This window comes from Brevundimonas staleyi (genome assembly GCF_041893865.1).
Taxonomy (GTDB): domain Bacteria; phylum Pseudomonadota; class Alphaproteobacteria; order Caulobacterales; family Caulobacteraceae; genus Brevundimonas; species Brevundimonas staleyi.
On the sequence record NZ_CP169082.1, the window covers coordinates 1,599,554 to 1,611,604 of the forward strand.

The 12,051-nt window shown below is 67.5% G+C and carries 7 protein-coding genes; all 7 read left to right on the top strand.

Going from position 1 to position 12,051, the window contains the following annotated elements; genetic code table 11:
* Nucleotides 1-167: 167 nt before the first annotated feature.
* The 7 genes from ACETK8_RS07995 (at nucleotide 168) to ACETK8_RS08025 (ending at nucleotide 11,928) form a co-directional block, all read left to right on the top strand.
* Nucleotides 168-3,095 carry a TonB-dependent receptor gene (locus ACETK8_RS07995; protein ID WP_374038980.1) on the top strand — a complete coding sequence of 976 codons (2,928 nt, stop codon included), beginning with the start codon at nucleotides 168-170 and terminating at the stop codon, nucleotides 3,093-3,095.
* A 104-nt stretch (nucleotides 3,096-3,199) separates the two neighbouring features.
* The gene (locus tag ACETK8_RS08000) at nucleotides 3,200-3,949 is read left to right on the top strand and encodes a FadR/GntR family transcriptional regulator (RefSeq protein ID WP_374038981.1); all 750 of its coding nucleotides are present in this window, start codon (nucleotides 3,200-3,202) and stop codon (nucleotides 3,947-3,949) included.
* Between the two features lie 330 nt (nucleotides 3,950-4,279).
* Nucleotides 4,280-6,490 carry a polysaccharide lyase 6 family protein gene (locus ACETK8_RS08005; RefSeq protein ID WP_374038982.1) on the top strand — a complete coding sequence of 737 codons (2,211 nt, stop codon included), beginning with the start codon at nucleotides 4,280-4,282 and terminating at the stop codon, nucleotides 6,488-6,490.
* A complete protein-coding gene (locus ACETK8_RS08010; RefSeq protein WP_374038983.1) occupies nucleotides 6,487-8,694 on the top strand; it encodes a heparinase II/III domain-containing protein in 2,208 nt (735 codons plus the stop codon). Before ACETK8_RS08005 ends, ACETK8_RS08010 begins: the two co-directional genes overlap by 4 nt.
* A gap of 11 nt (nucleotides 8,695-8,705) precedes the next feature.
* Nucleotides 8,706-9,998: an MFS transporter gene (locus ACETK8_RS08015; RefSeq protein WP_374038984.1), complete on the top strand. Its 1,293-nt coding sequence runs from the start codon at nucleotides 8,706-8,708 to the stop codon at nucleotides 9,996-9,998.
* Nucleotides 9,998-10,750 carry an SDR family NAD(P)-dependent oxidoreductase gene (locus tag ACETK8_RS08020; RefSeq protein ID WP_374038985.1) on the top strand — a complete coding sequence of 251 codons (753 nt, stop codon included), beginning with the start codon at nucleotides 9,998-10,000 and terminating at the stop codon, nucleotides 10,748-10,750. The genes ACETK8_RS08015 and ACETK8_RS08020 overlap by 1 nt, the downstream gene beginning before the upstream one ends.
* Nucleotides 10,747-11,928, top strand: a complete 1,182-nt coding sequence (locus tag ACETK8_RS08025) for an SGNH/GDSL hydrolase family protein (protein ID WP_374038986.1) — start codon at nucleotides 10,747-10,749, stop codon at nucleotides 11,926-11,928. Before ACETK8_RS08020 ends, ACETK8_RS08025 begins: the two co-directional genes overlap by 4 nt.
* The last annotated feature ends 123 nt before the right edge of the window (nucleotides 11,929-12,051 follow it).

Genomic DNA, 12,051 nt, shown 5'->3' on the forward strand with positions numbered 1-12,051 from the left:
CCATCTGGGTCTGAAAACAGGTTGACATAAGTGCCTTGCCAATCCAGCGTCCGGCCCAACAACAAAATTGGATTGGGAGATCCAGGATGAGTCGGGCTGGGACACGGTTTGGGCGGCGGTTGGCGACGACGTTGCTGGCGAGTACGGCGATTTTCGCAGGGGGGCAGGTGCACGCGCAGGAGGCGCAGGAGCCCCAGGCGGACCAGGTCGACGAGATCGTGGTCACCGGCATCCGGGCGTCGCTGCAGAACGCGCTGACGGAGAAGCGCAACGCCGACAACCTGGTCGAGGTCATCCAGGCCGAGGATATCGGCAAGCTGCCGGACCAGAACCTGGCCGAGGTGCTGGAGAACGTCACCGGGATCCAGATCACGCGTGAGGCCGGCGTCGGCCGGGGCGTGCAGATCCGCGGCACCGACGCGAACCGGGTTGAGATCAACGGCGTCTCGACCGTGGGGTCGGGCTCGGGCCGTTCGGGCATCAGCTTCGACGACCTGGCCGCCTCGATGATCTCCTCGGTGGAGGTGATCAAGGTGTCCGAAGCCGCGACGATCGAAGGCTCGGTCGGCGGTACGATCAACCTGCGCACCATCCGCCCGCTGGAACTGCGCGAGCCCCTGTTCGCCGTGCGCGCCCAGTCGGAATACAGCGACCTGTCCGAAACCACGACGCCGCGCTTCTCGGGCACGGTCGGCCGCCGTTGGGACACCTCCGTCGGCGAGATCGGTCTAGTCGGCAGCTTCAGCTACGCCGAGCAGGACGTTTCGGCCTTCCGTCCGCGCGTGGACCGCGACGCCGTCGTGACCCCGACTTCGGGCCGCCTGAGCGCCGAGGCCTTCCCGTTCCTGCGCATCCAGTTCTTCAACCAGGACTACGACACCTTCAAATACGAGACCCAGAATTTCGCCGGCTCGGCCGAGTGGAAGCCGAGCGACAATCTGAAATTCTACTTCGACGCCGTGCTGAACGATCAGGAGCGGGCGGAGCAGAGCACGTCGGTCCAGATCTCGACCGTGTCGGACAACGGGGTGGTGGACAACACGCGCAACACCTCGTTCGAGACGGTCAATCTGGGCACCGCCCAGGGCCCGAACGGCAGCATCAACCTGGGCACCGTCCAGGCGGCCCTGACCGGCATCATCCAGCCGCGCATGAACGGCAACCTGGCGCCCTATCTGCGGACGACCAGCGACACGGGTTCGCGCATCACCGAGAGCCGGGTCTGGTCGACGGGCTTCGAATGGACGGGCGAGCGTCTGACGCTGAAGGGTCAGGCGGCCCTATCGACCTCGGATTCCTACCTGCCCAGCTTCAACACCACTCTGGAGTTCGTGAACCCCAACTCGCCGCGTCCCGTGCAGGGCGTGACCCTGGCCAACGGCGTGCCGATCGAGTTCGATCTGCGCGGCGGCACGCTGCAGTTCGGCATCGCCCAAGGCCTGCCGACGACGCCGACGGCGGCCATGCTGCTGGACCCGGCCAACTACCGCCTGCAACAGGTGGCCCAGTCGCGGAACACCCGTGAGAACGAGGAGAAGGCGCTTCGCCTCGACGCGTCCTACGACACCTACGAGATGCTGCCGCTGATCACCTCGATCGACGCCGGCCTGCGCTGGAACGAGACCAGCAACGTGAACGACAACGTCACGGGCACGACGGGCTTCACCAACATCACCAGCTCGTTCTTCCGCCCGAGCGGGGACCGGTTCGCAAGCATCCTGACCCCCGGTCCGCGCAACTTCAACGCGGCGGACGACCGCCGTCTGTTCTTCCCGGACTTCCTGACGGTCGACGGCACCCGCGCCTTCCGGGATCCGAACGGGACCCTGGCGGCGCTGAACGCGGCCATCGTGGCCAGCAACGCCGCCAACGGTTCGAACATCGCCCAGATCGGCGTGCCGACGTCGCAGGCCAGCTCCTTCTTCGAGATCACCGAAGACACCAAGGCGGCCTATGTGCAGGCCAACTACGAGACCGAGGCCCTGGGCTTCCCGGTGCGCGGCAATGTGGGCATGCGCTATGTGAAGACGGAACTGGACTCGGTCGGCAACACGGTCGCCACCGGCGGCACGACGACGCGGGCGACCAACGCCTCGTCCTATGAGTTCTGGCTGCCGCGCTTCAACCTGGTGGCCGAGCCGCGCGACGACGTCATCGTGCGGGGCGGCATCGCCCGCGACATCCGCCGTCCGGACTTCAACAACCTGTCGTCGTCCGTGACCTTCGTGACCAGCGAGAACTCGTCGGTCGTGCGCGGCAACCCGAACCTGCAGCCCGAAGCCGTGCTGTCGTTCGACCTGTCGGCGGAATGGTATTTCGCCCCGTCCAGCCTGATCAGCGCGGGCGTGTTCCACAAGGTGCGCGACAACCTGTTCGCCAGCGTGACCGAGAGCCCGCCGGACAACGCGGTCGGCGGCGTTGTGAACCGCAGCCGCGATCCAAACTGCCCCGGCGGCGGCATCTACAACCCCATCGCCATCATCAGCGTGAACAACCCGGATCGCGGTCAGACCGGCATCTGCGTGCCCCTGACCTCGACCTTCAACGTGGACGGCGAGACGACCCAGACCGGCATCGAACTGGCCTTCCAGTACGACCTGTCGCAGTTCGAGGATCGTCTGGGCTGGGCCTCGGGCTTCGGCTTCATCGGCAACTTCACCTACCAGAAGACCGGCGGGAACGTTTCGAACTACCGGACCATCGGCCTGACCCGGAACACGACGCGGGACCTGGGCTTCAACCCGCTGCCGCAGGATCTGATCGAGCTCGAGAACCTGTCGAAATATTCGTACAACACCACCCTGTTCTACGAGCGGGACGGGCTGAGCGCCCGGATGCGCTATACGTGGCGGTCGCACTTCATCAACACGGAGGCCTTCACCTCGGCCTTCGACGTGCCGCGCGTCAGCGACGACCGGGGCCAGCTGAACGCCAGCATCAACTACGACATCACGCCCTGGGCCAATGTCGGCATCGAGGCGATCAACCTGACGCGCGCCGACGCCAACGAGTTCTGCATCAACGACGATGCCTTGCTCTGCTACAACGGGCTGACGGACCGTCGCATCACGGCGGGTCTGAGCCTGCGCTTCTAGGTCTCTCCCCGACCTGAGGGGGATGTCCTGGCGGATGTCCCCCAAGGGTTGTGAAGAACCCGGAGGAACGGTGTAGACAGGCGGTAGGAGCCCGAGAGTCGCCGATGTCAGAACAACGCCTATACCAGTCGGTCGCCAAGCAGATCCGCGAAGCGATCGAGAGCGGGGAGTTTCCCGTCGGCGCCCGCCTGCCTGGCGAGCGCGAGCTGGCGGAGCGGTTCAACGTCAGCCGGGTCACGATCCGGGAGGCGGAGATCGCCCTGGAGGCCCTGGGCTGGATCTCGATCAAGACGGGGTCTGGCGTCTATGTCTTGTCGCGCGATGCGAACGGGGCGGGGCGTCTGCCGGACGTGACGGCCTTCGACCTGACGGCCGCGCGAGCGGTGATCGAGGCGGAGGCGGCGGCCCTGGCGGCGGCCCATATCGACGAGGCGGGCCTGGCCGAACTGGACGCCCTGATCGCGGTCATGTCGAACCCCAAGGCGACGGACGCGGAATCCAGTGAGGCGGATCAGCGGTTCCACGAGACCATCGCCCGCATCAGCGGCAACCCGGTGGTGGAGCACTGCATCAAGCTGATCTGGCGGATGCGGACCGAGCTGCCGAAGGTGGTGCAGGTCTACAAGAGCGTCTGTCACCACGACTGGGATTCGCGGACGGACGAGCACGCCGCCATCGTGGAGGCCCTGCGCAGCCGCGATCCGCAGGCGTCGCGGGCGGCGATGCGGGACCACTTCCACCGCCTGTTCGAGGCCATGCTGGAGGCCGAGGAGGCCGAGGCCCTGGCCAAGGTGCGGCGCAAGACCCAACAGGACCGCGACCGGTTCATGGCGACGATGTCGGCCCAGGGCTGACGACGACGCACGGCTGAAAGCGGCGGGCCCTGAGGGGGCGCGCCGGAGGGTTTGCGGTCGGCCTGGCCGGCCGGTGATTTCGGCTATGCCGAGACCGCCGAACGCCGGTGATTTCGGTGAGCATGGCTATGCCGAAACCGCGGAATTCCTGTCGTGTGGATGCGGGCGGGACTGCACAACTCTGCAATGACCGCAGCAGAACCTATTCACTGGTCTGGCAACTGGTTTGCACATTTGTCGCGAAATTGGTCTACAAAGGCGGTTGACGGCTAGGGCGACTGTTTCTAGCGTCCGGGGTGCAGAGATCGCCAAGATCCGCCGGGAGGAACGATGTCGATGCAGGGTCTGAAGACGCCGCTTCTTGCGATCTCGGTCGCCGCGACCGTGTGGGGCGCCCCGTGCCTGGCGCTGGCTGAGTCCGCATTGGTCCGGAACCAGGCCGAGTTCGCCGCCGCCGTCAGCCGGCTTCAGCCCGGCGACACCCTGACCCTGGCGGACGGGGAGTGGCGCGACTTCCAGATCGTCTTCACCGGGCAGGGGACCGAGGATCGGCCCATCACCCTGACGGCCCAGACGCCGGGCGGGGTGACCATCACCGGCCGGTCGAACCTGAGCCTGGCGGGCCAGCATCTGGTGGTGTCGAACCTGGTGTTCCGCGACGGCTTCTCTCCGACCGGCGAGGTGCTGGCCTTCCGCCGCAGCCTGACCGAGCGGGCCAACTACAGCCGGATCACCAGCATGGTGGTGGACGGGTTCTCCAAGCCCGACCGAGCCGATTCCGACAACTGGGTGTCGCTGTACGGCGAGCACAACCGCTTCGATCACAACCAGCTGACGGGCAAGACCAACGCCGGGGCGACCCTGGTGGTCATTCGCGATCCGCAGCAGGGGGTGGTGAACCACCATCGGATCGACCACAATTATTTCGGCGACCGGCCCGTGCTGGGCTCGAACGGCGGGGAGACGATCCGCGTCGGCACCAGCCATGAATCGGCCTCGGACAGCTTCACCACGGTGGAGAACAACTGGTTCGAGCATGTGAACGGCGAGGTCGAGATCGTCTCGAACAAGTCGGGCGGCAACACCTATCGCGGCAATGTCTTCTTCGAGAGCCAGGGCGCCATGGTGCTGAGGCACGGCGACGGCAATCTGATCGAGAACAACGTCTTCCTGGGCAACGGGACGTTGAACTCCGGCGGGGTGCGGGTGATCAATCGCCGCAACACCATCCGCAACAACGTCATGCAGGGGCTGGACGGGGCGGGCTTCGGCAGCGCCCTGACCATCATGTACGGCGTGCCGAACTCGCCGCTGCATCGCTATGTCCAGGTGGACGGGGCGGTGATCGAGAACAACACCATCATCGACGCGCGCGAGATGCTGCTGGGCGCCGGGATGGACGCCGAGCGGTCGGCGGCGCCGATCAACAGCCGGTTCGCGAACAACCTGATCGTCAACCGGAATGGGCGCGATCCCGTGCGGGTGCTGGGCGACATGTCGGGCATCGCGTTCGAAGGGAATGTGCAGTCGCCGCGCGCGACGGCGGACCTGACGGGCGTGCGGTCCGATGAGGTGGCGCTGGTTCAGGGCGACGACGGTCTGCTGCGGCCCGAGGGGCTGGAGGGCGTGGGCGCCGCGCGCGACCTGACCTTCATTCCGCGCGAAGAGACGGGGGTCAGCTGGTATCCCAAGACGCGGACGGTTCCTGCGCTGGACAGTGGTGCGGTGCATGCCGTGGCGCCGGGCGAGGACAGTCTGACGCGCGCGATCGCGGCGGCGGAGGCCGGGGACCGGATCCAGCTGCGGGCCGGGGTCTATGTGGTCAACCAGACCATCGCGCTCAGCCGGGCCGTGACGGTCGAGGGACCGGCCGAGGGGCGGGCGGAGATCCAGTTCTCGCGGCCCAGCCTGTTCGAGATCCAGCGCGGCGGGTCGCTGAAGCTGTCGCATGTGGTGGTGTCGGGCGCTCTGTCGCCGGATATCGCCGGGGCGGCCGTGATCCGGGCGGCGCAAGGGGCGGCGGCCTATTCGCTGATCGTCGAGGACTCCCGGTTCGAGGACCTGACCGTCAATCGCAGCTTCAGCGTCTTCGCCGCCGGGCCGGGGTCGCTGGCCGACCGCATCCGGTTCGAGCGGGTGACGGTGGACGGGATCACCGGTTCGGTCCTGTCGGGCCATACGGAGACGGCGGACCTGGGCACCTACAACGCCGAGGTGGTGGAGGTGATCGACTCGACCTTCCGCGCGGTGACCGGGCCGGTCATCGACCTCTATCGCGGCGGGACGGACGAAAGCACCTTCGGGCCGCGCCTGACGGTGACGGGCTCGACGTTCGAGCGTAGTGGGCGGGGCGACGACGCCGGGGCGCTGAAGCTCTATGGGGTGCAGCGGACCGAGGTGCGGGGCAATCGCTTCGTCGATAGCGGGGCGCCGAACTTCTTCAAACGGGTGGGGGAGCCGGTTTTCGTCTGGGCCGACAATGCGTTCGAGAACACGCCCGACCTGATCACCAACGTCCCGCCCGTGGAGATCGCGCCATGAGCCGTCCGGTTCTGCTCGCCGTCCTCGCGACCCTGGCCGCCGCGGCGCCGGGCGTCGGCCTGGCTCAGTCCGCCCCGGCCGCGACCGCGCGGGCCGACGATGCGACGCCGGTGCTGGTCTCTCCCGACCAGTGGCGGGCGATGGCGGAGGCGGGCGACCGCTATCCGATGTTCGCCGCCGAGCGGGCGCGGGTCGAGCGCGAGGTCAGGGCGGCCATGGCGGCGGGCATCAACGTGCCCCAGCCGAGGGATCTGGGCGGCGGGGTCACCCACGAACAGCACAAGGCCAACTACAAGGCGCTGGCGGGGGCGGGGGCGCTCTACCGGATGACCGGCGACCGGGCCTATGCCGATTTCGCGCGGGACATGCTGCTGGAATACGCCCGGCTCTATCCGACGCTGAGCGACTTCTCGGGCGGGGCGGCGTCTGTGAAGGGGCGGCTGTTCTGGCAGGCGCTGAACGACTCGGTCTGGCTGGTCTATGCGGCACAGGGCTATGACGCGATCCGCGAGACCCTGACGCCGGAACAGCGCGAGACCATCGACAACGACGTCTTCCGCCGCATGGCGCGGTTCCTGTCGGAAGAGAACGCCCCCTATTTCGACCGCATCCACAACCACGCCACCTGGGCCACGGCCGGGGTGGGGATGACGGGTTATGTGTTGAGGGACCCCGCGCTGGTGGACCGGGCGCTGAACGGGACGCGGCGCGACGGCTCGGCCGGCTTCCTGCGTCAGGTGGACGAACTGTTCTCGCCGGACGGCTACTATGCCGAGGGGCCGTACTATCAACGGTACGCCCTGGCGCCCTTCATCATCTTCGCCCGCGCGATCCAGCAGAACGAGCCGGAGCGGGGGATTTTCCAGCGGCGCGACGGGGTGCTGCTGAAGGCCGTGGATGGGGTGATCCAGTCGTCCTATGCGGGCCTGCTGTTCCCGGTGAACGACGCCATGCCGGACAAGGGGCTGACCTCGGAAGAGATCGTGACCGGCGTCGCGGTCGCCTATTCCCAGACCCAGGATCCGACCCTGTTGTCGATCGCCGAGGGGCAGGGGCGGACGCTGTTGTCGCCGGACGGTCTGGCCATCGCGCGGGGCGTCTCGGAAGGACTGGCGCGGCCGTTCGACTTCCGCTCGATGCAACTGCGCGACGGGCCGAACGGGGACCTGGGCAATCTGGTCTTCCTGCGTCACGGCGGGGCGAACGGTCAGGCCCTGGTGATGAAGAACACCCAGCAGGGGCAGGGCCACGGCCATTTCGACCGGCTGGGGATGCTGTTCTACGACAACGGCCAGCCCATCGTGCGCGACTATGGCGCGGCACGGTTCCTGAACATCGAGGCCAAGGCCGGCGGTCACTACCTGGACGAAAACGACAGCTGGGCAATGCAGACGGTGGCCCACAATACGCTGGTCGTCGGCGGGGCCAGCCAGTTCGGCGCGGTGTGGCAGACGGGCGAGGAGCATCCGACCACGCCCCTGTTCTTCGAGGTCGAGGACGGGCTTCAGATCGCCTCGGCGCGGCTGGAGCACGGCTATGACGGCGTCGTCCTGACCCGCACCCTGGCCATGGTCGAGCATCCGGACCTGCAGTTCCCGGTGGTAATCGACCTGTTCCGCGCGGACGGGCAGGCGGCGACCGACTACGACCTGCCGCTGCATTTCAACGGCCACATCATCTCGGCCTTCGAGGCGGAGCATTCGGTGCGCGAGCGGCCGGTGCTGGGCGAGGCGAACGGATACCAGCACCTGTGGGTCGATGCGGTGGCGGCGCCGACGAGCGAGAGCCGCAGCCTGACCTGGCTGCTGGACGGGCGGTTCTACACCTATCGGTTCGCGGCCTCGTCGCCGATCAGCGCCCTCTTGGTCGAGAGCGGCGCCAACGACCCGAACTTCAACCTGAGACGCGAGCCCGCGCTGATCCAGCGGATGCAGGGGCAGGCGGACGCCAGCTTCTTCTCCGTGCTGGAGCCGCACGGCCTGTCGGACGGCACGGCCGAGATCGTGCAGGGCGCGACGAGCCGGATCGCCGACATCAAGCGCGTGGCCGGAGACGGCGCCGAGGTGGTCGTGCTGACGCTGGTCAGCGGCAAGACCCTGGCGCTCGGCGTCGCACACGACGTCACGCCGGGCGCGCGTCACCGGGTTCAGGCGGACGGCCAGACCTATGAGTGGACCGGGCCCTACGCCCGGTTCGATCGCTGAGGAGGGGGACGATGAAGTCCAACATGAGATGGGTCATCATCGGCCTGATCGCGATCGCCACGGTGATCAACTACATCGACCGCAATGCGCTGGCGGTGATGTGGCCCGAGATCGCGCCCGAGATCGGGGCGACCAAGGAGGACTACGCCCTCCTCGTCACCGTGTTCATGCTGTTCTACGCGCTGGGTCAGTTCGTGTTCGGCAAGCTGTTCGACACGCTGGGGACGCGGATCGGCTTCGCCCTGTCGATCGGGGTCTGGTCGATCTCGATCGCCCTGCATGCGGTGGCCAGCTCGATCACCTCGTTCAGCATCTTCCGCGCCATGCTGGGGATTTCCGAGGCGGGCGCCTGGCCCGGTGCGGTCAAGGCGAACGCCGAGTGGTTCCCGGCCAAGGAACGGGCGTTCGCGCAAGGCCTGTTCAACGCCGGCGCCTCCATCGGGGCCATCGTCTCGGCGCCGCTGATCGCCCTGATGTTCCTCTACATGGGCTGGAAGGGGACCTTCCTCGTCATCGGTATCCTGGGCTTCATCTGGCTGCTGCCGTGGCTGGTCATCTATCGCGCCGGGCCGGACAAGCATCCCTGGGTCAGCGAGGCCGAGCGCGCCCTGATCCTGGACAAGACCGAGGTGCAGAGCCCCGAGGCGCCGCTGGCCCCCGCCTATGTGCCGACGGTCAAGCAATTGCTGAGCCACCGCGAGAGCTGGGGCGTGATCCTGTCGCGCTTCTTCATCGACCCGATCTGGTGGTTGTTCGTGTCCTGGCTGCCGATCTATCTGGCCGAGACCTTCAACTTCGACATCAAGCAGATCGGCATCTTCGCCTGGGTGCCCTTCGTGGGCGCCATGATCGGCTCCCTGCTGGGCGGCTGGCTGTCGGGCCAGTTGATCAAGTCGGGACGCGAGCCGGGTCTGGCGCGCAAGATCGTCGTCACCATCGGCGGCGTGGTCATGGTGCCCTGCCTGATCGCCGCGCCGATGATGACCGATCCGACGGCCGCCGTTCTGGTCATCGCCGGGGTGCTGTTCGGCTTCCAGATCGCCATCGGCAACATCCAGACCATCCCCGGCGACCTGTTCGACGGACGCTCGGTCGGGTCGCTGGCCGGCATCGGCGGCATGGCGGCCGTGGCCGGCACGCTGATCACCACCTGGCTGGTGCCCGTCATGACCAAGGTCTCCTACGGCCCGATCTTCATTCTGGTCGCCGCCCTGGTTCCGCTTTCCCTCCTCTCCCTGTGGTTCGTCACCGGTCGCATCGCGCCCGTTCAGCCAGCCACCCCCAACGCTCTGAAGGATAACTAATGCGCCTCCAAAACAAGGTCGCCATCGTCACCGGCGGCGGACGCGACATCGGTCGCGACGTTTCGCGGGTTCTCGCCCGCGAAGGCGCGAAGGTCGTCATCAACTTCGCCAACGACGAAGCCAGCGCCAACGAGACGCTGGGCATCGTCAAGGCGGCGGGCGGCGAGGCCATCATCTGCCGCGCCGACGTCACGACCCAGGCCGGCGTGGATGCGCTGATCGCCGCCGCGAAAGAGGCCTACGGCGCCGAGGTCCATGTGCTGGTCAACCTGGCCGGGGGCATGGTCGAGCGGCGTCCGCTGGCGGACATCGACGAAGCCTTCTTCGACAAGGTCATGACCCTGAACCTGAAGTCGGCCTATCTGATGACGCGGGCGGTGGCGCCGCTGATGCCCGCCGGTTCGGCCATCGTGAACTTCTCGTCCCAGGCCGGTCGCGACGGCGGCGGGCCGGGCGCGTCCATCTATGCGACGTCCAAGGGGGCGGTGATGACCTTCACCCGCTCCATGGCCAAGGAACTAGGTCCCAAGGGCGTGCGGGTGAACAGCCTGTGCCCCGGCATGATCGCCACCAGCTTCCACGACATCTTCACCAAGCCCGAGGTCCGCACGATGGTCGAGGGCAACACGCCCCTGCGTCGTCAGGGTCGGGCCAGCGAGGTCGCCGAGACGGTGCTGTATCTGGCGTCCGACGATGCGGCCTTCGTGACCGGGGCCAACCTGGACATCAACGGCGGGATGTACTTCTCGTGACCCGCTCCGGGCGGATCGCGGTCGCGGCCCTGCTGGCGGCGTTGGCGGCGACGCCGGCGCTCGCACAGGAGTGGCGTCCGGCGTGGACGGCGGCGGCCGCGCCCGCCCGGTTCGACGGTCCGCCTGAGGCGCCGCTCGGCTATCGGAACGAGACGATCCGTCAGGATCTGAGGATGGGCACGGCCGCCGAGGCCGTGCGGATCCGCATCAGCAATGAGGTGGGGCTGGAGCCCTTGACGCTGAACACCATCACGGCGGCCGGGCCGGATGGGCGGGTGCTGCCCGTCACCTTCGGCGGTCTGACCGAGGTCACCCTGCCGGTCGGGGTCGCGCTGGTCAGCGATCCGCTTTTGATCTCGCTGGAGCGAGCGGACCTGCTGACGGTCAGCCTGCATGCGCCGGGACCGACGCGCGGCGTGGTGCGGCGCTCGGCCGTGCGGTTGGGGCAGGGGACGGCGCCCATTTCGGCCGACGCCGAACTGGTGCGCCGCCAGAGCTTCATCTCGGCGGTCTATGCCCTGAGCGACGAACCACCCTCCGTGGTGGTGACCTTGGGCGACTCGATTACCGAGGGGGCGTCCTCGACCCTCGGCGCCGAGGCCGATTGGCCGTCCGTGCTGGGGCGTCGGCTGGAGGCGGCCTGTCCGGGCGCCTTCGTCATCGCGAACGCGGGCATCAGCGGCAATCAGGTGGTGCGCGACGGGCGTAGTCCGAACGTGCGCGCGCGTCTGGACCGGGACGTCCTGTCCCTGCCGGGGGTGACCCACGTCATCCTGATCGAGGGGATCAACGACATCCGCCACGACGGCAATCCGGCCAATGTCGGTCGCACGCCCGAGGAGGTCATCGCCTCCTATCGTCAGGTCATCGCCCGGCTGCATCTGCGCGGCATCAAGGTGATCGGCGGGACCCTGACGGCCTTCGCGGGATCCGAGCGGTTCGACGAACGGTCCGAGAGCGCGCGCCAGACGATCAACGCCTTCATTCGTGACTCGGGAGAGTTCGACGCCGTGGCCGATTTCGACCGGGCGACGCTGGATCCCAACCAGCCGGACGCGATCCGGGCGGACCGGGTCGGCAACGACAAGCTGCATCCCAACGACGCCGGCTATGCGGCCATGGCCGAGGCCATCGACCTGACGACCATCCTGTCGGCCGTCGAGCGCTGCGGTCGATAGGGGGCGCTCAACGCCTTCGGGCGGCGCGGATTCGCGACCGTCGTTCGTCGAATCGTCAATGTGTTAATTTCGGTTAAGACATTGAAAACTGGCGCTTCTGGTCGCGTATCCACCCTCAGGACA